Raw genomic sequence first — 20632 nt, 5'->3', positions numbered from 1 at the left:
GACAGCCCCGCGCGGACGGTGGACACGATCGGCGCGTCCCGTGCCTCTGGCGCGGGCGGCGCGGCCGGACCCTGCCACGGGACGGCCGCCAGGACCAGCGCGGCCGTGCGCGACCGGTTCCCTCAGAACGGGTTCCAGGTCGGCGAATCGGTGAATTTGAGGTAGCCGACATTGATCCCGAAGCGCGCGCCGACCCCGGCGCGGATCGGCACCACCACGATGTCGTCGGCGGTGACCGCCGACATGCCGAAGCCGCCGACGACGTAGGCCGAGCCGTCCATGCCGACGAAGCGGCGATAGAGCGCGTTCACCCGCGGCAGGTTGTAGACCAGCATCATGCTGCGGGCACCGTCGCCGCCGACGTCGAAGCCAAGGGATGGGCCCTGCCAGAACACCTTGCGCTGGCCGGCATTGCGGGTGAACAGCGTGCCCTCGCCGAATCGCACGCCGCCGATGATGGCGCCGGAGGCCTCCTGGCCGAGGATGTAGCCGTTGGGCTCGCCCCAGCGGCGGGTCGCCTCCTGCACCGTCAGGGCGAGGCCGCGCGACACCGAGCCGAAGAACTGGTGTCCCGAATCGATGATCTCCCGCGGCTGGAAGGTGCCGGGGTCGCCGGAGCCGCGCGCCTGCGCCGCGGCGGGGCCGGGCGGGCCGGCAAGCAGCGCGGAAGCGGCGAGGAGGAGAGCCGCGACGGCGCGCCGGCGCGACACCCCGGAAGTCTGCCGAGCCCGAAAGGCGGAGCCGGATTTCTGCCGATCCGAAGAGACGGAGGAGGCTGAGGGCATTCGTTAGGCATCCCGGCTTTAAGAGGTCTTGGCCGATCCCGGGGCGTTGAGACCGCAGGATCCGGCGCGGACGGGCGGCGGGATGCCACAGATGCTGCGAATATGGGTAAGATCCGGTTAACGCGGCGCGGCGTGCTGTCGCTCCTGCCCCTCGCGGCCGTCGGCCCGGCCCGCGGCGAGACGCCGCTCGGCGTGCCGGGCCTCTACGCCGCCGATCCCCTGACCGCGCTGGCCCTGCGCGGCTTCGATCCGGTCTCCTACCGGCTCGGATCCACGCCGCAGGCCGGCGTGGAGGCGCATGAATTCGCCTGGTCGGGCCTGGTCTGGCGCTTCGCCTCCGCGGCCAATCGCGGCGCCTTCGCGCGGGCGCCCGAGGCCTATGCCCCGCGCCTCGGCGGCCTCGATCCGGAGGGCGTGGCCGCCGGCCGGCTCGTCGAGGCCGATCCCCTCGTGGCGGCTCTGCGCGACGACCGGCTCTACCTGTTCCGCGACGCCGAGCGGCGCGCGCGGGCCGACACGACGCTCATCGACGCCGCGGAGGCGCGCTGGCCGATCCTGCGGCCCGACGCCGCGATCGGCGGCTGAGGCGGTCCGCTTGCGGCGATTCTCAGGCCCGCTCCGGGCACGTCGCCGGCAGAGACACGCGACCGGCGAAGGTCGGATCGCCGAAGGCCGCGAACGGGCCGTTGCGATATTGGCCGGGCCGGCGGCCGTAGCCGAAGGGCCGACCGTCCGGGCCGACGAGGCAGCCGCCGGCCTGGGTCAGGATGTGGTCGCCCGCGGCCGTGTCCCACTCCATCGTCGGGCCGCACCGGACATAGACGTCGCCCTCGCCGCAGGCGAGGAGCCCGAACTTGAGGGCGGAGGAGACCCCGTGCCGACGGCCGACCGGCAATGCGGCGAGGCAGGCCTCGTCCGCCGCCTCGCCGTGGCTGCGGCTGACGAGGGCCGTCATCCCCTCCGCCGGGACGCGCCGCGCCGAGACCGGTCCGAAGGCGCCCGGCCGCCCCTCGGTGACCGACGCCTCGACGGCGCGGTCCCCGGCGGCCCAGACCCGGCCGAGGGCGGGTGCGGCGAGCGCCGCCGCGACCGGCCGCTCGCCGGCGATGAGCGCGATGTTGACCGTGTACTCGCCGGTGCCCTTGAGGAAATCCTTGGTGCCGTCCAGGGGATCGACGAGGAAGAACAGGGCGGCCGGTGCGGCCTCGGCGGCGGTCTCCTCGGCGATCACCGGGATGCCGGGCCAGGTCTCGGACAGGGCGGCGACGATCTGCGCCTCGGCGGCGAGGTCGGCCTGGCTCGTCGGCGAGCCATCCGCCTTGAGGTGATGGCGGCAGCCGCCGAGCTCGTGCTGCCGCAGGATCACTCCAGCCGCACAGGCGATCTCGGCGAGGCGGAATGCGACGGCCTCGCGCTCGGCGGGTCCGGGCGGGCGGTCGAGGGACAGGACGGGCGCAGAGGTAGGCATCATGCCGCCGTCATGCCCGGCGCCGGCGCGTTTGTCGATCGATCCGGTTGAGGGGCGGTGCGCGCGATCGCCTTTTCAAACCGGCCGGCGGCGGCTATCCGTGCCGGCAAACCGTGGCGGGAGCCGCCGCGATTCGACACCATCTGCCGGCCCCGCGGAGCGCGCCCATGACCACCGTCACCCTCGACGCCCTCGACCTCTCGGCGCTGCTCTGCTCGCGGGTCTGCCACGACGTCATCAGCCCGGTCGGCGCCATCGTGAACGGCCTCGAGGTGCTCGAGGACGAGGACAGCGCCGAGATGCGCGACTTCGCCCTCGACCTGATCCGCAAGAGCGCCAGGCAGGCTTCGGCCCGGCTGCAATTCGCCCGCATCGCCTTCGGGGCGGCGGGCTCGGCGGGGGCCAGCATCGACCTTGCCGATGCCGAGAACGTCGCCCGCGGCATGTTCGGCGACGACAAGACCCAGCTGTCCTGGAGCGCGCCGCGGGCGCTGTTCCCGAAGAACAAGGTCAAGCTGCTGCTGAACCTCGTGGTCATCGCCGTGACGGCGATCCCCCGCGGCGGCGTCATCGACGTCGCGGTCACCGGCGAGGCCGAGGCGCCGGTCTTCGTGCTGACCGCCAAGGGCGCCTATGCCCGCATTCCGCCCCATGTCGAGGCGCTGATCGCCGGCGCGCCGGCGAGCGGCACCGTCGACGCCCACGCGATCCAGCCGTTCTATGCCGGCCTGGTCGCCCGGGCCGCCGAGATGGGCGTGCGATTCTCGATCGAGGGCGACACGGTCACGATCCGGGCCGAGCCCGCCGCGCCGGCTCAGGGCGACGTCGAGTCCGACTCTAACGGCATCTAACCCTGCGGCCGATCCTCGGGGCGGGCCGTTTTTTCTTCCGCCCCCGAGGGTTTTCCCCGGTTCCAGCGGGCCTGACGACCGGCCCCGGGACGGTGTGAGGATTTCCGGCAACGGATCATAAAGGCTCCCGTGGCAGCGTGACTCGGCGCAGAGATCCTGCGTGGATCGACGAGTGGCCGCGATGGACGATTTGTTGCGTGAGTTCCTGACAGAGACAGGCGAGCACCTGGACACTGTCGACCTCGAGCTCGTCCGGTTCGAGCAGGATCCGAACAACCAGACGATCCTGCGGAATATCTTCCGGCTGGTTCACACCATCAAGGGCACTTGCGGCTTCCTCGGCCTGCCCCGCCTCGAGGCGCTGGCGCACGCGGCCGAGACCCTGATGGGCAAGTTCCGCGACGGAATGCCGGTGACGAGCCCGGCCGTGAGCCTGATCCTGCAGACTCTCGACCGGATCAAGTTGATCGTGGCCGAGCTGGAGCGCACCGCCGCGGAGCCCGCCGGCATCGACGAGGACCTGATCGGCGCCCTCGAGCGCATGTCCGAGGAGCCGGTCCCGGCGCCCGAGCCGGTGCCCGTCGCCGCGCCGGCGACCTCCGGCAGCCTGGTGCTCCAGGTGCTCGAGCGAGCCCTGAAGCCCGGCGAGGTTTCCCTCGACGACCTCGAGCGCGCCTTCCGCGACACCCCTGGTCCCGAGGCCGAGTTCGAGGCGCCTGCGCCCGTGCCGGCCCCCGAGCCCGTGCGCCTGGAAGCGGTCCGGCAAGAGCCCGTCCGTCAGGAGGCTGCCTCCCCCGCGCCGGCGCCGGTCGAGGCCCGCCGGCCTGAGCCGGCACGCCCCGAGCCCGTGCGGGCCGAGCAGCCCACCGCCGAGACCGAGAGCGGCCCGGTCAGCAAGGTGCAGACGATCCGCGTGAACGTCGACACCCTCGAGCACCTGATGACGATGGTGTCCGAGCTGGTGCTGACCCGCAACCAGCTCCTCGAGATCGCCCGCCGGCACGAGGACGGCAATTACAAGGTGCCGCTGCAGCGCCTCTCCCACGTCACCGCCGAGCTGCAGGAAGGGGTGATGAAGACCCGCATGCAGCCGATCGGCTCGGCCTGGCAGAAGCTGCCGCGGGTGGTGCGCGACCTCTCGTCGGAACTCGGCAAGAAGATCGACCTGGTGATGCAGGGCGCCGAGACCGAGCTGGACCGCCAGGTCCTCGAAGTCATCAAGGACCCGCTCACCCACATGGTGCGCAACTCGGCCGATCACGGCATCGAGTCGGGGGCGGAGCGCAAGTCGGCCGGCAAGCCCGAGAAGGGGACGATCCGCCTCAACGCCTTCCACGAGGGCGGGACGATCACGATCGAGATCGCCGACGACGGCAAGGGCCTCGACCTGCAGGCGATCCGCCGCAAGGCGGTGGAGCGTGGCGTCGCGACCGAGGCCGAAGTCGAGCGGATGACCGACGCCCAGGTGGCGAAGTTCATCTTCCATGCCGGCTTCTCCACCGCCAAGGCGGTCACCTCGGTCTCCGGCCGCGGCGTCGGCATGGACGTGGTGAAGACCAACATCGAGCTGATCGGCGGCACGATCGACATCCAGACCCAGCTCGGCCGCGGCACCACCTTCACGATCAAGATCCCGCTGACGCTGGCGATCGTGGCGGCGTTGATCGTCTCGGCCCGCGAGCAGCGCTTCGCGATCCCGCAGGTCTCGGTGCTGGAACTGGTCCGGGTACAGCCCGGCACCGACCACGCTGTCGAGCGCATCAACGGCTCGCCGGTCCTGCGCCTGCGCGACCGCCTGCTGCCGATCGTGCCGGTCGCCGGCATGCTCGGCCTCGACGCGCCCGACGCCCCGGCGTCCGGCGACGAGGGCTTCGTGGTGGTGAGCCAGGTCGGGCGCCAGCGCTTCGGCATCCTGGTCGACGGCGTCTTCCACACGGAGGAGATCGTCGTGAAGCCGATGTCCTCCAAGCTGCGGCACATCCCGCTGTTCTCGGGCAACACGATCCTCGGCGACGGGGCGGTGGTGCTGATCATCGACCCCAACGGGGTCGCCAAGATGGTCGGCTCCGGCACGGCGAGCGGCCAGCCCGGCGAGAACGAGGCCGAGGCCGAGGAGACCGGCGCCGATCAGGCGGTGACGCTCCTGGTGTTCAAGGGCGGCGGCGACTCGCTCAAGGCGGTCCCGCTGTCCCTGGTCACGCGCCTCGAGGAGATCGACGCAGGCAAGATCGAGTGGGTCGGCGGGCGTCCGCTGATCCAGTACCGCGGCCGCCTGATGCCGCTCGTCCCGGCCGATCCGGCGCAGGCGCTGAAGCGCGAGGGCGCCCAGGCCCTGGTGGTGTTCTCCGACGGCGAGCGCTCGATGGGCCTCGTGGTCGACGAGATCGTCGACATCGTCGACGAGGTGCTGGACGTCGAACTCGTCACCGAGCGTTCCGACCTGATTGGCTCGGCCGTGGTGCGGAACCGGGCGACCGAGATCGTCAACATCGCCCATTACCTCCCGCTCGCCCACGACGATTGGGGCCAGGCGACGCACCGCGCGGTCCCGAAGGCGCCGAGCCTGCTCCTCGTCGACGACTCGGCCTTCTTCCGCGAGATGCTGACCCCGGTGCTGAAGGCGGCAGGCTTCCGCGTGACGCAGGCAGGCGATGCCGAGGATGCCCTGCGCCACCTCGGCGGCGAAGCCCGCTTCGACCTCGTGGTCTGCGACCTCGAGATGCCGGGCCGCTCAGGGTTCGACCTGATCGAGGCGATGCGCAAGGGCGGCGGCCGGCTCGCGGCGATGCCGGTGGTGGCGCTCGCCGGCACGATGGCGCCGGACTCGCTCGCCCGCGCCCGGGCACTCGGGGTCGCCGATTGCGTGGCGAAGTTCGACCGCTCCGGCCTGGTGGCGGCCGTCAACGAGATCACCAGCGCCCCCCTCGACGCCGCGGCCTGACAGCCCGCCGATGCCCGGACGCTTCGGCGTCCGGGCGCCAGAGCCCGCCCGCCACGCCCTCACATCGCCGCGAGTCCCGCCCATGATGGCCGCCAACACCAACACCGCCGGCACTCCCGCGCCCTCCGCCGGCGAGACCACCGACTACGTCACGGTCCTCCTCGGCGACGAGCTGTTCGGCCTGCCGATCGACCGGGTGCACGACGTCTTCATCGCCACCAACCTGACCGACGTCCCGCTGGCGCCGCCGGAGATCAAGGGCCTGCTCAACCTGCGCGGCCGCGTCGTCACGGCGCTCTGCCTGCGCCGGCGCCTCGGCCTGCCCGACCGCACCGGCGACGGCCGCAACATGGCGGTGGGCCTGGAGCATGGCGGCGAGGCCTACGGCCTGCTCGTCGACCAGGTCGGTGAGGTGATGAAGCTCGCCGCCGACACCTACGAGCCGAACCCGGTCCATCTCGACAACCGCTGGCGCGCGGTCTCGCGCGGGGTGCACCGCCTCGACGGCCGCCTGCTGATCATCCTCGACGTCGAGGCGGTCCTCGCCTTCGGCGACGAGCGCCAGACGGCGAGCGCGGCGTGAGTCCGGGGACGGCCGGATGAGAACCTTCCTGATCGTCGACGACTCGGCGGTGATCCGCAAGGTGGCGCGCCGGATCATCGAAGGCCTCGGCTTCCAGGTGGCGGAAGCCGAGGACGGCCGCCAGGCGGTCGAGCAGTGCCGGTCGGCCATGCCGGACGCCGTCCTGCTCGACTGGAACATGCCCCACATGGACGGATACGACGTCCTGCGCGCAGTGCGTCGGCTGCCCGAGGGCGATCACCCGAAGGTGCTGTTCTGCACCATCGAGAACGACGTCGCGTCGATCGCCCGGGCGCTGCATGCCGGCGCCGACGAGTACATCATGAAGCCCTTCGACAAGGACATCATGACCGCCAAGCTCCAGGCGGTGGGCCTCGCCTGAGACCCGCCGCACCGTGAGCCGCGCCCGACAGGCCGGCTCGCGCCAACATCCAAGATGCCCCGAGACGCCCCGGCTTTGCACCGGAGCCCGATCCCCCGGCCCGCCCCGCGGCGCGCCCACCGAGACACGCCATGGCCGCATCCGCCGCGCCCTCCACCCCGTCCCCGAGCGCCGGACCGCGCATCCGCGTCCTCGTCGCCGACGATTCCGTCGTGGTCCGCGGCCTGGTCTCGCGCTGGCTCGAGGAGGCCGGATGCGAGATCGTCGGCACCGCCTCGAACGGCCGCATCGCGCTCGACGCCCTCGACCGGGTCCAGCCCGACATCGTGCTCCTCGACATCGAGATGCCGGAGCTCGACGGTACGCAGGCGCTGCCCAGGATGCTCGCCAAGCGCCCCGGGCTCCAGGTCGTGATGATGTCGACCCTGACCCAGCGCAACGCGGAGATCTCCCTGCGCTGCCTGGCGCTCGGCGCCATCGACTACCTGCCCAAGCCCGAGGGCAACCGCGGCGTCACCACCCAGGCGAGCTTTCGCGAGGACCTGGTCCAGAAGATCCGGATGCTCGGGGCCGACCTGCGCAACCGGCCGCGGGCGCGCCCGCCGGCGCTCTCCGAGCGGCCCGGCTCGGCCGGGCTGCCCGAGCGCCCGGCGGCGGTCGCCGCGCCGGCCCCGGCCCCACGCCCGGCCGCCGCGCCGGTGAGCGTGCGCCCGCGCCCCTTGCGCACCAGCCCGCCGCGCTGCCTGCTCGTCGGCGCGTCGACCGGCGGACCGCGGGCGGTGGGGGAGATGCTCGAGGGCATCGGCGCCGCGACCTTGCGGCGCCTGCCGATCCTGATCGTCCAGCACATGCCGCCGGTCTTCACCGCCGTCTTCGCCGAGCATCTCGGCGCCCGGATCGGCCTTCCGGCGGCGGAGGCCAAGCACGGCGAGCCGGTGCGCCCGGGCGTCGTCTACGTCGCCCCCGGCGGGCGCCACATGGGCCTGTCCGGCACCGCGACCGAGGCGGTGATCCAGCTCAACGACGGCCCGCCGGTCAATTTCTGCCGGCCGGCGGTGGACGTGATGTTCCGCGACGCGGCCGAGGTCTACGGCGCCGCCACCCTGTCGGTGGTGCTCACCGGCATGGGCTCGGACGGCACCAAGGGCGCCAAGGCCCTGGTCGAGGCCGGCGGGGTCATGCTCGCCCAGGACGAGGCGACCTCGACCGTCTGGGGTATGCCTGGCAGCCTGGTGCGGGCCGGCTACGCCCACGAGATCCTGCCGCTGCCGGCCATCGGCCCGGCCCTGCGCACCGCCATCGCCGGCCCCGGCCACTGATGAGCTTCCTGCCACGGATCCGGGGGAGGATGCCGCGTCGATGACCGAGACCGAGTTCGATTTCCTCCGCGGCTACCTCAAGCAGCGCTCCGGCCTCGCCCTCACGGCGGAGAAGCGCTACCTGGTCGAGAGCCGCCTGTCGCCGGTCTGCCGGCGCTTCAACCTCGCCGGGCTGACCGAGCTGATCGGCTGCCTGCGGCTCGCCCGCGACGGCGCCATCGAGCGCGCAGTGGTGGAGGCGATGACCACCAACGAGACCTTCTTCTTCCGCGACCGCACGCCGTTCGACCTCTTCCGCGACGTGCTGCTGCCGGGCGCGCTCGCGGCCCGGGCTGGCCAGCGCCGCCTCCGGATCTGGTGCGCCGCCGCCTCGACGGGGCAGGAGCCGTACTCGCTGGCGATGCTGCTGGCCGAGGCGGCGCCGCGGCTCGCCGGTTGGCGGGTCGAGATCGTCGCCACCGATCTCTCGACCGAGGTGCTGGAGAAGGCCAAGCTCGGCCTCTACAACCAGTTCGAGGTCCAGCGCGGCCTGCCCGTGCAGCTGATGCTCAAGCATTTCACCCAGGTGGGTGAGCAGTGGCGCATCGCGGAACCGCTGCGCCAGATGATCGATTTCCGACCGCTCAACCTGCTGCAACCGTTCGAGCAGCTCGGTACCTTCGACATCGTCTATTGCCGCAACGTGCTGATCTACTTCGACACGGCGACCAAGGCCGACGTGCTGCGCCGCATCTCCGACCAGCTCGCTCCGGATGGCGCTGTGCTGCTCGGCGCCGCCGAGACGGTGATCGGCATCACTGAATCGTTGATGCCCGACCCCGAGCATCGCGGTCTGTACCGCCACGCCAAGGCGGGAGCGAGCCCGAGCGCCGGGATGCCGGCGACCCCGACGGCCGCCGCGGCAGTGGCCAGCCTGCGCTGGGCGGTGCGCTGAGGCGCTGGTCCCGGTACGGGGGCAAGCTGGGGTGCGGGGCGCTATCGCCCGACCCCGTGCGCGGGTTTTCGTCGGCCTCTCTCCAGGGGCCGATGGGGCCGCCGCGGGCATGCGGCCCGCTGCCTGTCCCGTTCGGGCGGCCGAGCAGAGCCGCGCTCCGACCTCTCCACCGCCACAGCCCTGCGCAAGGCGGGCGGGGGAGGATGCTGGCGGTCCCGGGCGGCGCCCCGAAGCCCGGAGCCCGACATCCCCCCGAGGTTCAGAGCCCATTGGATTCGCCTCAGCCGAGTTGACACACGCCACGTCATGCCAGGTTCCGTTGCGCGGCCGCGGGATGACGAGGAGCGTTCGAACCCTGTCCGCAGGCCCCTGAGATCGGCGATGCCCGATCCCGCAGGATCTTCCGGGTCACGCCCGGGTCGCCGCCCGAGCCATCATTCGCCGCTTCGCTCGCCAACTCGCCACATGGGACCGGGGCAACGTCCGGTACTCCGGCGCCTCGCGCGCTGAGCCCCGCGCCGGCGATCCAGCCCCCGACAATACCCACGTCCCCAACGAAAAAACCCCGCCGGAGCGGGGTTCTTTCGTCCGTCCGGACCCGAGCGGCCCGGCCGTCAGACCGCGATGCGACCCTCGTCCTCGGTCGGCTCGCGCAGCACGTAGCCGCGGCCCCAGACCGTCTCGATGTAGTTCTTGCCCTGGCTGGCATTCGCCAGCTTCTTGCGAAGCTTGCAGATGAACACGTCGATGATCTTCAGCTCGGGCTCGTCCATGCCGCCGTAGAGATGGTTCAGGAACATCTCCTTGGTCAGCGTGGTGCCCTTGCGCAGGCTGAGGAGCTCCAGCATCTGGTACTCCTTGCCGGTGAGGTGCACCCGGGCGCCCGACACCTCGACGGTCTTCTGGTCGAGGTTCACGATCAGGTCGCCGGTGGTGATCACCGACTGCGCGTGGCCCTTCGACCGGCGCACGATCGCGTGGATTCTCGCGACCAGTTCATCTTTGTGGAAAGGTTTGGTGAGGTAATCATCGGCTCCGAAGCCGAGGCCCTTCACCTTGTCCTCGATGCCGGCCATGCCGGAGAGGATCAGGATCGGGGTCTTGACCTTCGCCACCCGCAGCGAGCGCAGAACCTCGTAGCCCGACATGTCGGGCAGGTTCAAGTCGAGCAAGATGATGTCGTAATCGTACAGCTTGCCGAGATCGACACCCTCCTCGCCGAGGTCGGTCGTATAGGTGTTGAAGTTCTCGGACTTGAGCATCAGCTCGATGCTCTGCGCCGTGGCGCTGTCGTCCTCGATCAGAAGTACCCGCATCTCAGGTCCCCAAGCCCTGGCCCTCAAGGGTTAAGGCAAGCCCCCGCCGCCCGTCTCCCACCGGCCCGTGGGTGACGCCCGTTATCTTCCGAACCGCGACGCTATGCCCGAACGGTTAACAAACCCTGCTCCGGTCCCGCAAGCGGTTAGGAAACCGCCCGACGGGCCGGCCCCTTACGGGTTGGCGTTCCGTTCCGGCCGAATCGCGATAGCTTACCTGCATCTCGCCCCTGCAGGGCTGCCTAAATGACTCGCATCATTGAGGCCTGCCCCTGATGTTGCGCCCGCGCCACGCCCCCGGAGAACCTCCGGGCACCCGCCGCGGATCCCATCTGCCTCAGTGTTAAGGAGAGGGGTAAATGGATCGTTGATGGAATCCGGCAATGGCAGCGTCACGGTTCGGGAAACGGCCTCGTATCAACAGGATGGTGCCATGAGCGGGTCCGGGAGCGGGTCGAGGGGCGGGCCCGGACCCGGGGCAGGACGCTTCGGGGTCGCCCGCGCCGCCCTCGCGGGGATCGAGGAGGTCGAGACCTTCGGCCGGGTGGTGGCGGTGCGCGGCCTCCTGATCGAGATCGCCGGCCCCGTGGCGGCGATGCGCCTCGGCGGCCGGCTCGACGTCGTGGTGAACGAGGCCGCCGGCACCGCCGTTCCCTGCGAGATCATCGGCTTCTCCGGGCCCCACGCGCTGGCGATGCCGTTCGGCTCGCTCCAGGGCGTGCGCCGGGGCTGCCCGGCCCGGGTGCGGGCGGAAGGAGCCGGCGCGATCCGCCCGAGCCGCGCCTGGCTCGGCCGGGTCGTCGACGCGCTCGGCCGCCCGATCGACGGCAAGGGGCCGCTGCCGGCCGGACCGGTCGCCTACGGCCTTCAGGCCGATCCCCCGCCCGCCCATGCCCGGCGCCGGGTCGGCCCGCCGCTCGATCTCGGGGTGCGCTGCATCAACACCTTCCTGACGATGTGCGCCGGCCAGCGCATGGGCATCTTCGCCGGCTCCGGCGTCGGCAAGTCGGTGCTGCTCTCGATGCTGGCGCGCTACACCGCAGCCGACGTCGCGGTGATCGGCCTCGTCGGCGAGCGCGGCCGCGAGGTGCAGGAATTCCTCCAGGACGACCTCGGGGAGGAGGGCCTCGCCCGCTCGGTCGTGGTGGTCGCCACCTCCGACGAGCCGGCGCTGATGCGCCGCAACGCCGCCTACGTCACCTTCGCGCTGGCCGAGCACTTTCGCGACGAGGGCGCGCAGGTGCTGTGCATGGTCGATTCGATCACCCGCTTCGCCATGGCCCAGCGCGACATCGGGCTCGCCGCCGGCGAGCCGCCGACCGCCAAGGGCTACACGCCCACCGTCTTCTCCGAATTGCCGCGCCTCCTCGAGCGGGCCGGGCCCGGGACCGGGGACGGGGCGATCACCGGCCTGTTCACCGTGCTGGTCGAGGGCGACGACCACAACGAGCCGGTCGCCGACGCAGTCCGGGGCATCCTCGACGGGCACATCGTGATGGAGCGGGCGATCGCCGAGCGCGGGCGCTACCCGGCGATCAACGTGCTGCGCTCGGTCTCCCGCACCATGCCGCGCGCCTGCGAGCCGGAATTCCTGCCGGTGGTGCGCCGCGCCCGCCGGGTGCTCTCGACCTATGCCGACATGGAGGAGCTGATCCGCCTCGGCGCCTACCGCCCAGGCAGCTCGCCGGAGGTCGACGAGGCGATCGGCCTGATGCCGGATCTGGAGGCTTTTCTGGGGCAGGGTAAGGAAGAAGCAACCTCCATCCGCGAGGGTTACGAACGCCTCGCCGCGATCGTCGGCGAGCCGTGAGGGCCGGTCGCGCGGTCCGCTGACGCGGCCGCATGACGGCGCGTGGCGGGCTCGAAGCTCGGCCGCTTGCCGTGGCGGGAGTGGAGTACAATGAAGTCGCGGGACACGCTCATCCGGCTGCGCCGCTTCCAGGCCGACGAGAAGCGCCGCAAAGTCGCGCAAATCGAGGCGATGATCGCCGATTTCGCCCGTATGGCCGCCGATCTCGACCGCGAGATCGGCCAGGAGGAGCAGCGGGCCGGGATCTCCGATCCGGCCCACTTCGCCTACCCGACCTATGCCCGCGCCGCGGCGCAGCGCCGCGACAACATCCGCCGCTCGGCCGAGGACCTCGACGTGCAGCTCGCGGCGGCCAAGGCGGCCCTCGCCGAGGCGTTCGAGGAGCTGAAGAAGGTCGAAATCCTCGACGACCGCGAGCGCTCGGGCGAGCGCGCCGCCGAGAACGCCCGCGACCAGGCCAGCATGGACGCGATCGGGCTGGGCCGCGCCCGGGCCTGACGCGTCATACGATGTCCGATTGATCGCTCCGCAATGCGGAGACCGGCTTCACGTAGGCGCCGCGCGGGCTGCCGAGACGAGGTCCGGAAGGAATCGTCCAGACCTCGTCTCACTCCGCCAAGAATGGGATCTGCCCGGCCGCGTCGCGGGGCAGGTCGCCGGTGAGGCGCGGATCCGGCGTCACCTCGATCGCCCGGGCGTAAGCGCGGAAGCCCGAGCGCCGGTAGAAATCGACCGCACCCGGATGGTCGAGGGTGCAGGTATGCACCCAGAACCGCCCGATCGGGCGCGCGAAGGCGCGGCGCAGCGCCTCGTCCATCAGCCGCCGCCCGCGGCCTTGCCCGACCGCTTCCGGCACGAGGCCGAAATAGGCGAGCTGCGCCTCGCCCGGCTGCCGCCAGTCGAGTTCGAGGAGGCCGATGTCGCGCCCGTCCTCGACGAGGGCCAGGGCCTCGACGTCCGGATCGCTCAAGATCGTCAGGAGCGCGTCGTCGGCCATGCGGGCGCGGCCGAACCACAGCCAGGGCACCCCGATGGCGGCGTAGAGGGCCCGGTAGCGGGCGAGATCCGCGCCGATGGCCGCCAGCGGCAGACCCTCGCGCGACCGCGGGGGAGGGGGCTCGCGCATCTCCAGATAGGTCACCACGGCGGCGACGTGAGTCGGCGGAACCACGGTGTAACCGTCGAGGCACAGGCGCGGTTCGTCGGTCGGGTGATCGCTCACGGTGGCGATGTCTCCTTTCGGGATGGCGCGCCGCGAGGGGGCCGGCCCGTTTCCCCAATGTCAAGCTTTCGCGTGCCACGCTGTCGCGATGCGGTCGCTTCCCTCGCTCGCATGACTGGGCGGAAGGGGCTTGGCCTTTAGATATGAGCGGGGCCGCCCGCCGGACCGTTGAGAGGCACGAGCATGCAGGATGCACACGCGCGGGACCGGCGCCGCTTCACCGTCGTCACCGAGCCTCGCGCTCGGGTGTCGCGCCGCATGATCGAGCGCCGCGACGGCCCGGCCCTCGAATGGGTCGAGGCGGAGCCCGCCGGCGAGCCTCGCGGCGCGCCGCTCCTGTTCGTGCACGGCGCCTTCGGAGGCGCCTGGATGTTCGAGGAGATCTTCCTGCCCCATCTCGCCCGCCGCGGCCGCCGTGCCGCGGCAGTGAGCCTGCGCGGCCACGGCCGCAGCCAGGGCGGAGGGGATCTGCGCAACGCGTCGCTGAGCGATTACCTCGCCGACCTGAAGCTCGCCCTAGCGCAGTGGCGCGAGCCGCCGGTGCTGGTCGGGCACTCCCTCGGCGGGCTGCTGGCGCAGCGCGTCCTCGGCCATGTGCCTCTGCGCGGCCTAGTCCTGATGGCTTCCCTGCCGCCGGAGGGGCTCGGTCTCGTCGGCCCGCGCATCGCGATGACCGATGCGGGCTTCTGGGTCGAGGCTCTGGCGGGCTCGCTGCTCCCCGGCCGCGAGCCGGCGGTGGCGCTCGCCCGGCACTGGCTCTTTTCGGAAGGCCTGCCGCTGGAGCGGGCGCAGAACTACGCCGCCCGGATGTCGGCCGAGAGCCCGATGGCCCTCGCCGAGGCGCATTGGCCGAGCCTGCCGCTCTCCGCGGCCTTCGCGGGCGTGCCAGCCCTGGTGCTCGGCGGCGCCGACGACCGCATGATCTGGCCGGCGACGACGTGGCGCACCGCGCTCTATCACGGTGCCGAGCACCGCACCGTGCCGGGCATCGCCCACTTCCTGCAGCTCGATCTCGGCTCGGAGGGCGTCGCCCGCCTGCTCCTCGACTGGCTCGAGATCCGGGGCGCCTGACCCGTCGCGCCGCGAAAGGAGGTGCGGCTTGCGCCTCTCGACCGGCACGAAACCGTCACGATCCCATGAAAGGAGGGGCCCGCCGGTGCGCGGCCGTCCTTGCGGTTGGCCGCAGGGTCGGGCAGAAGCGCGCGCGAGAATAGGGACGCGACGGGACCGCGATGAAGAAGATCAAAGATTTCATCTGGCCGGTCATCGGCCTCGGGGCCGTCGTGGTGTCGGTCTACCTGCTGTGGCACCTGCTGAAGGGCCTGTCCTTCGCGGACGTGAAGGCGAGCCTGGCGGCGATCCCGCCGCACCGCTACGCCCTGGCGGTCCTCTCGACCCTGGTCGCCTATGGCGCGCTCGCGTGGTACGACCGGATCGCGCTGCTGCATCTCGGCGTGAAGGGCATCTCCTGGCTGTTCGTCTCGGTCTGCTCCTTCACCACCTACGCACTGTCGCACAATATCGGCGCCTCGGTGTTCTCCGGCGCCGTGGTGCGCTACCGCGCCTACACGTCGAAGGGCCTCTCGCCCGCGCAGGTGGCGGTGCTGGTGGCGCTCTGCTCCTTCACCTTCGGCCTCGGCACGGCGTTCCTCGGCGGCCTGGTGCTGGTGCTCGAGCCCGAACTCTTGCAACGCGTGGCGAGCCTGCTGCCGCCCGTGCTCGCGAGCCCGACCACCGCCCGCCTCGTCGGCTTCGGCCTCCTCGGCTTCGTCGCCCTCTACGTCATCGGCTCAATCCTGCACTTCCGGCCGCTGCACATCCGCTCGTTCAAGATCGAGTATCCGCGTCCCAACATCATGGGCCGCCAGCTGATCGCCGCGCCGCTCGAGCTGCTCGGTGCCGCCGGCATCATCTACTTCGCCCTGCCGGAGGTCGGCAATCCGGGCTTCCTCGTGGTGCTCGCCGTGTTCCTCGCCTCGTTCTCGGTGGCGCTGGTCTCTAACGCGCCGGGCGGCATCGGAGTGTTCGAGCTCGTCTTCATCACGGCGATGCCGGACCTGCCCAAGACCGACGTGCTCGCCGCCGTCCTGATCTTCCGCCTGTTCTACCTGCTCGTGCCCTTCGCCCTGGCGATCGGCGTGGTGCTGCTGTTCGAGCGCGGCCGTCTCGCCGACGCCCTGCGCAACAAGACAAAATCCCCCGCGAATGTGCCGCCGCCCCCGGTCGACGGCCCCGGCATCACCCCGGACCTGCACGACGTGAAGGTGCGCAAAGCGGTATGAGCCGCACCCGCCTGCGCCGCGCCGGGCTCGGTCTCAGCACCCTGCTCGGCATCCGGCCGGGCGGCTTCCTGATCCCGTACCGGCATGCCGGTGCGGCACGGGCGGAGGGCTACCCAGCCCTCCGCCCGATCTTTTTCAAGGCCGAGCCCGCCTTTCGGGCGGTCCTGGCGGAGATCGAGGCGCAGGCCGCGGATCTGGCCCGCATCGCCGCTGGCGGCCCGGGCCTCGTCGGCGAGCGGCCGGCGCGATTTGCCCAGGACTGGTTTCCGCGCCTCGACGCGGCCGCCGCCTACGCCCTGGTGCGCCGCGAACAACCCCGCCGCATCGTCGAGATCGGGTCGGGCCATTCGACCCGCTTCCTCGCGCAAGCCGTCCGCGATGGCGGCCTCACCACTCGCATCACCTGCATCGACCCGGCGCCCCGCGCGCCTCTCGCCGGCCTCGGCCTGTATCACGAGGCGCGCCTGTTCGGCCCCGCAGATGCGGAGGAGGCGGCGGCGCTCGAACCCGGCGACGTGCTGTTCATCGATTCGAGCCACGTCGCGATGCCGGGCACCGACGTCGACCGGCTCCTCCTCGACGTGCTGCCGCGCCTGAAATCCGGCGTGATCGTGCACCTGCACGACATCTTCCTGCCGGACGCCTATCCCGACGAATGGGCCTGGCGCGGATACAACGAGCAATTGATGGTCGGCACGCTGCTGCAGGGCGGCGCCTACGCCCCGCTCTTTGCCAGCCGCTACGTCGCGGTCCGGACCGGCTGGCCACTCCAGGGCATCCTCTCGCGCCTACCCCTGCCGTCCGGCGCCTTCGAGACCAGCCTGTGGCTGCGCAAGGCGTGAGATTTTCCGCCTGATCCATCGAATGCCGTCGATCGGTTGCGATGCCGGATTAACGCCGATGGGCGATCGTGGACCGTGCATCCGGCCGCACCGTGCGGCTGCGACGGGGAGGCGACGATGCGTGCGGGTCTGACGGTCGGGCTGGTCGCCTTGAGCATCCTAGCGGCCGCGGAGCCCGCGGAGGCGCGGGGCCGGCGCGGTGGCATCGTGTTCGTCGCGGGCCGGAACCATGCTGCCCCGGCGGAGACGTCGGCGGCTCGGATTCCAGGACAAGAGCCGTGGATGCGCACGGCGGCCGCCGATGCCGGCGCGCCGGAGCCGATGACCACCGGCACCGCCGTGCCGGTCGTGCGTCGTGAAATGAACCCGCCGCCCAACCCCACGCCAGTGCCGGCCCGGCCCTGGTGCATCACCGGCCGGGTGTTCGGTTCCGGTGCGGGCTTCTGCGCGATCAACTAGCGCTTCACGGAGCACTCCTCATGGGAGTCCCGAGGCACTGACGGTGCCGCGGCCCGATCTCGAACTGCCGCCTCGCGCGAGCGATCGCGCGGGGCGGCAAGAGCGGTCGTCTCAGTGACCGGTGGTGGTGGCCGGCGCGGAGAGGCGCTCGACATTGTTGCGGACGTGCTCGCGGTAACGGTCGATCACCGCTTCCGGCGTGCCGCCGCCGAGCAGGGTGCCGGTTGCCTCGAGGGCCGCGCCGATCTTCTCGCTGACCATCCGCTGTGCCTCGACCTGGCCGGCCAGGCCGCCCCAGGCGAGCTTGACCATGCGCAGTTCGATGACCTTCTGGGATTCCATGGCGAGCATCGCCGTCGCGTACCAAGCGTCCAACATCCTGATTTTCCTTCGCGTTTTGCAAATCGCAGGCGGGCCCGGGCCGGCACCCATGACGGTGCCGACGCGGGAGAGGATCAGGCGGCGCGGGCGCGGGGCGCCACGAAGGCAGGGAAACGCCCCATCCGGCGGGCGAGATCCGTCCAGCAGGCGAGCGCCGCATCGACGGCCCGGCTCATCTCGGCGGCCTGGAGCTGCGCGAGGTCGCCCGGGCTGCGGACCGCAAGGGCAGCCTTCCAGAAGGCGAGAGCCGCCTGGCTCTCGCCCTGCAGGAATGCCACGAGCCGGCCATTGATCTCGATGAAGCCCTGCATGGCGGCGAGCGGGACCTCCTCTCGACCCCTCGGGCCGGGCTGCTCCGGCGCCGCGGCCGGTTCGTCGGACGTCGCGACGGCGGGAGCCTCGCCCGTGGCAGGCTCGGCGACGGGCGTCTCGGCCGGAGCGGCCGCGTCCGGGACGTCGGACTCCTGCACTGAGGCTTGTGCGTCACCGGCGGCTTCGACAGCAGCCGCTTGGGCCACCGGCGCTTCGGCGACCGGTTCCTCGACCGATGCTCCTTCCGATGAGCCTTCGGCCCTGATTTCGGTCCCGGCCGCGGCGACGGGGGCGGCGGAGTCCTCGGCCCCGGCCTCGGCGGCAGAAGCGTCCTCCGGCGCGTCCTCGACCTCGGAGGTCGGCGCGCTGCCGGGCTGCTCGGTCTCGGGCTGTTCCGCCCCGGTCGCGGCCTCGTGGGTCCCGGCGGCTATCATCGCCTCGTCGGACGTCGTCTCGCTGGCGCCCGTCTCACCGGACTTGGCGGAATCGTTCGTCCGCGCTGCTGCCCGGACGGGGGTGCGGCGGGGCGGCTTGCGGGTTCTGTCGATGCGGCGCGTCGTGGTCATGGCTCGGCCTCCTCGGAGTAGCGGGCGCCGCGTCCCTGGCGCGTCGCCCGGCGGGCGTCCTCACCCGATGCGGGGGCGGACGCGCTGAGCCGGAGCGCCGGCAGGCTCGTCCGGGGCGCCGGCCAGTCGGCGGCGCGAGGCGACGCGCCACCGGTCTCACCCCCGGCCGCGGGCCGTCGGCGGGACCTCGCCCGCGGGCGTCTCGACGGCCGGGCAACCGGCCGTGCCGGTATCGCTCGGCCGGATCGGGGGACGGCGTTCAGCCTGATCCGTTTTCCATTGTCGTGGGGCGAGACGGCGCCTCGCTCCCGACGGTCCAGGCCTCGGCCTTCCTCAACCTGGGCCTGTTTTAAGCCTTGGCCTGGGTCTTGTTCAGGTCGGCCTTGATCGACTCGGACAGCGTGGCGAACTCCTTCGCCTGGCTCTGCAGCGCGCTCATCTGGTTGCGCATGTACTCGCCCTGCAGCTCAAGCGCCTCCTTGACGTCGCGGCTGCGCACGAGCTTCTCGGCGAGATCGAAGGTCGCGGTGGCGTGCTGCTCGGTGTAGTCGAAGCCGCGAGTCACGGCGGCGCCCATGCCGGTCTGCGAGGTCTGGGTCGAGGATTGCACGGTCTCGGCGAGCTTGCGGGCGGAGCCCAGGAAGGTGCCGAACGCCGTACGGGCGTTCTGGACGCCCTTCTCGGCGAAGTCGCGCATCTCGGTCGGAATCTCGAAGGGCTTCTGGGTGCTGCTCATGGGCGTGGCCTCTGGCTCTCGCTACGCGCGCCGCCCGTGAGGATTTGTGCGACGCAGCATGCACGATGCTGCAACGCAGCGCGAGAGTCAACCGGCCGCGCCAGAGACGGCCTTGCGGAGGCGCGGGGCGGCGCTACTGCGTGAGCCGGAACTGCGCGATCGAGCTACCGATACTCTGGAATGCCGGCTTGAGATCGTTCGCCGTGATGACATTGTAGAAGAAGCTGTCCTTCGACGCGCAGGATTTCAGCATATCGGTGTTTCCGTCGATCACTCGCACCGTGTAGATGGTGATGCCGGCATCCTTCGCCGCCGTGCAGGCCGCGAGCGTGCGAGCATCGATCACGCTGTCGTTGACGCAGCCGGAGCCGAAATCGTACCACCAGGTGCCCGTACAGGCGAAGTTCCAGCGGTTCGCGGTGTTCACGCCGTCGGTCAGCACGACCATGATCTTGCTGACCCGGTCGTTCGAGAGGCTGGTCGCCGTGGCGAGCGGGCCGTAGGGCGTGAGCGCCTCCATGCCCCATGCCACCCCGATGGTGACGTTGGTGTTGCCGCCCGCACTCATGCTGTCGATGGCGTTGCCGAGCGCCGTGTAGTCGGTGTCGAGGGGGCGGATCACCGCCAGGGTCGGCTTGCCGGTCTGGGTGGTGCTGTCGCAGCGATCGGCCGGGTAGGCGCTGGTGCCGGTCGGCTCGGCATTCGGAATCTGGACGTCATAGGGCTGGTTGCGGTCGTCGATGCAGCCCTTCCAGCTCGTGGCGTTGACGCTGCCCAGCGTGGCATAGCTGAGCCAGGAAGCGCTCGTGACGCCGGTGCCGAGATTCACCTGGTTCGAGAACGGGACGAGGGCGACCTTGGCGTCGGCACGGCTGACCACGACCTTGTCGAGGTAGCTCAGGAAGTCCTTCGCTGCCTGCTTGAGCGCCGGGAGCTTGCCGGCATCGTTCATCGAGCCGGTATTGTCGAGCACGAGCGCGATCTCGACCGCCTTGCCGCCGGACATCGCCTGCGACGTACCGCTGACCTCGAGCGGCCCGGAATGCATCAATCGCCCGAGCGTCATGTCGACCTGTGCGGTGGCGCTGACCGTCACCTGCGTGCCGGCCCGGACCGGAGCGAAGCGGGTCACGGTCACGCCCTTCTGGGCCGGGAAGCTCGCGTCGAACAAGGCCCGGGCGCGGGTCTGGAAATCGGTGTCGGTCTTCAGGATCGGCACCTCGCGGATCACCGCCAGCACCGCCGCGTCCGTCGCCGTCTGGAGCTTCGCCCGAATCCCGGCGCCACGGGCATAATCCACCCCGGCGCCCACCAGGAAGGTGAGGGGAATCATCGCCAGCGCCAGGATCACTGCGACGCTGCCACGATGCTCACGTTGGAAACGGTCGAACAGCCGCCTCATCGATGGAATGCCCTCCCGATGCCGCTTGCTCTGTTGCAACG

At 71.3% G+C, this 20632-nt stretch carries 21 protein-coding genes; 13 read left to right on the top strand and 8 right to left on the bottom strand.

Features of this window, described 5'->3' with window-relative positions; all coding sequences use genetic code 11:
• Positions 1-122: 122 nt before the first annotated feature.
• On the bottom strand, positions 123-785 hold the full coding sequence (locus tag MFF64_RS00435) for a DUF1134 domain-containing protein (RefSeq protein ID WP_425324429.1): 663 nt from the start codon (positions 783-785) through the stop codon (positions 123-125).
• Between the two features lie 102 nt (positions 786-887).
• Between MFF64_RS00435 and MFF64_RS00430 the strand changes: the two genes are divergently transcribed.
• Positions 888-1370 (top strand): YHS domain-containing (seleno)protein, encoded by a 483-nt coding sequence (locus MFF64_RS00430; RefSeq protein ID WP_099908730.1) that lies wholly within the window; start codon positions 888-890, stop codon positions 1368-1370.
• 22 nt (positions 1371-1392) lie between these two features.
• Here MFF64_RS00430 and MFF64_RS00425 read toward each other — a convergent pair whose 3' ends face one another.
• Positions 1393-2256 (bottom strand): 3'(2'),5'-bisphosphate nucleotidase CysQ family protein, encoded by an 864-nt coding sequence (locus MFF64_RS00425; RefSeq protein ID WP_425324430.1) that lies wholly within the window; start codon positions 2254-2256, stop codon positions 1393-1395.
• 164 nt (positions 2257-2420) lie between these two features.
• Here MFF64_RS00425 and chpT point away from each other — a divergent pair, with 164 nt between their 5' ends.
• From chpT to MFF64_RS00395, 6 genes are all read left to right on the top strand, one after another.
• Complete coding sequence (gene chpT, locus MFF64_RS00420; RefSeq protein WP_099908731.1) at positions 2421-3104, top strand: histidine phosphotransferase ChpT; 684 nt, start codon at positions 2421-2423, stop codon at positions 3102-3104.
• Between the two features lie 181 nt (positions 3105-3285).
• Entirely contained in the window at positions 3286-6045 is a 2760-nt protein-coding gene (locus MFF64_RS00415) for a hybrid sensor histidine kinase/response regulator (protein WP_099908732.1), read from the top strand.
• 82 nt (positions 6046-6127) lie between these two features.
• Entirely contained in the window at positions 6128-6628 is a 501-nt protein-coding gene (locus MFF64_RS00410) for a chemotaxis protein CheW (protein WP_099908733.1), read from the top strand.
• Positions 6629-6644: 16 nt separating this feature from the next.
• A complete protein-coding gene (locus tag MFF64_RS00405; protein WP_099908734.1) occupies positions 6645-7010 on the top strand; it encodes a response regulator in 366 nt (121 codons plus the stop codon).
• A gap of 131 nt (positions 7011-7141) precedes the next feature.
• A complete protein-coding gene (locus MFF64_RS00400) occupies positions 7142-8329 on the top strand; it encodes a protein-glutamate methylesterase/protein-glutamine glutaminase (protein ID WP_099908735.1) in 1188 nt (395 codons plus the stop codon).
• Between the two features lie 40 nt (positions 8330-8369).
• Positions 8370-9263: a CheR family methyltransferase gene (locus tag MFF64_RS00395; protein WP_099908736.1), complete on the top strand. Its 894-nt coding sequence runs from the start codon at positions 8370-8372 to the stop codon at positions 9261-9263.
• 614 nt (positions 9264-9877) lie between these two features.
• On the opposite strand, the gene ctrA is transcribed toward MFF64_RS00395, so the two are convergent.
• On the bottom strand, positions 9878-10579 hold the full coding sequence (ctrA, locus tag MFF64_RS00390; protein ID WP_099908737.1) for a response regulator transcription factor CtrA: 702 nt from the start codon (positions 10577-10579) through the stop codon (positions 9878-9880).
• Positions 10580-11012: 433 nt separating this feature from the next.
• Between ctrA and fliI the strand changes: the two genes are divergently transcribed.
• Together fliI and fliJ are read left to right on the top strand one after the other, a co-directional pair.
• Complete coding sequence (fliI, locus tag MFF64_RS00385) at positions 11013-12389, top strand: flagellar protein export ATPase FliI (RefSeq protein WP_099908738.1); 1377 nt, start codon at positions 11013-11015, stop codon at positions 12387-12389.
• A gap of 90 nt (positions 12390-12479) precedes the next feature.
• On the top strand, positions 12480-12887 hold the full coding sequence (gene fliJ, locus MFF64_RS00380) for a flagellar export protein FliJ (RefSeq protein WP_048431487.1): 408 nt from the start codon (positions 12480-12482) through the stop codon (positions 12885-12887).
• A 109-nt stretch (positions 12888-12996) separates the two neighbouring features.
• Here the strand turns inward: fliJ and MFF64_RS00375 are convergent, their stop codons facing one another.
• Complete coding sequence (locus MFF64_RS00375) at positions 12997-13611, bottom strand: GNAT family N-acetyltransferase (protein ID WP_238189095.1); 615 nt, start codon at positions 13609-13611, stop codon at positions 12997-12999.
• A 183-nt stretch (positions 13612-13794) separates the two neighbouring features.
• On the opposite strand from MFF64_RS00375, the gene MFF64_RS00370 reads away from it, so the two are divergent.
• The 4 genes from MFF64_RS00370 to MFF64_RS00355 all read left to right on the top strand — a co-directional run bounded on the left by MFF64_RS00370 (position 13795) and on the right by MFF64_RS00355 (position 17194).
• The gene (locus MFF64_RS00370; protein WP_099908739.1) at positions 13795-14682 is read left to right on the top strand and encodes an alpha/beta hydrolase; all 888 of its coding nucleotides are present in this window, start codon (positions 13795-13797) and stop codon (positions 14680-14682) included.
• Between the two features lie 161 nt (positions 14683-14843).
• On the top strand, positions 14844-15893 hold the full coding sequence (locus MFF64_RS00365) for a lysylphosphatidylglycerol synthase domain-containing protein (RefSeq protein WP_099908740.1): 1050 nt from the start codon (positions 14844-14846) through the stop codon (positions 15891-15893).
• The gene (locus MFF64_RS00360) at positions 15890-16735 is read left to right on the top strand and encodes a class I SAM-dependent methyltransferase (RefSeq protein ID WP_099908741.1); all 846 of its coding nucleotides are present in this window, start codon (positions 15890-15892) and stop codon (positions 16733-16735) included. Before MFF64_RS00365 ends, MFF64_RS00360 begins: the two co-directional genes overlap by 4 nt.
• Positions 16736-16852: 117 nt before the next feature.
• A complete protein-coding gene (locus MFF64_RS00355) occupies positions 16853-17194 on the top strand; it encodes a hypothetical protein (protein WP_099908742.1) in 342 nt (113 codons plus the stop codon).
• A 111-nt stretch (positions 17195-17305) separates the two neighbouring features.
• Here the strand turns inward: MFF64_RS00355 and MFF64_RS00350 are convergent, their stop codons facing one another.
• The 4 genes from MFF64_RS00350 to MFF64_RS00335 form a co-directional block, all read right to left on the bottom strand.
• The gene (locus tag MFF64_RS00350; RefSeq protein ID WP_099908743.1) at positions 17306-17572 is read right to left on the bottom strand and encodes a hypothetical protein; all 267 of its coding nucleotides are present in this window, start codon (positions 17570-17572) and stop codon (positions 17306-17308) included.
• Between the two features lie 77 nt (positions 17573-17649).
• Entirely contained in the window at positions 17650-18453 is an 804-nt protein-coding gene (locus MFF64_RS00345) for a phasin family protein (protein ID WP_099908744.1), read from the bottom strand.
• 349 nt (positions 18454-18802) lie between these two features.
• On the bottom strand, positions 18803-19189 hold the full coding sequence (locus MFF64_RS00340; protein ID WP_099908745.1) for a phasin: 387 nt from the start codon (positions 19187-19189) through the stop codon (positions 18803-18805).
• 133 nt (positions 19190-19322) lie between these two features.
• Positions 19323-20591 (bottom strand): vWA domain-containing protein, encoded by a 1269-nt coding sequence (locus MFF64_RS00335; protein ID WP_099908746.1) that lies wholly within the window; start codon positions 20589-20591, stop codon positions 19323-19325.
• Positions 20592-20632: the final 41 nt, after the last annotated feature.

This window comes from Methylobacterium frigidaeris (genome assembly GCF_022179185.1).
Taxonomy (GTDB): domain Bacteria; phylum Pseudomonadota; class Alphaproteobacteria; order Rhizobiales; family Beijerinckiaceae; genus Methylobacterium; species Methylobacterium frigidaeris.
Note: the sequence above shows the minus strand (reverse complement) of the source record. Positions and strands in the feature narration are given on the sequence as shown.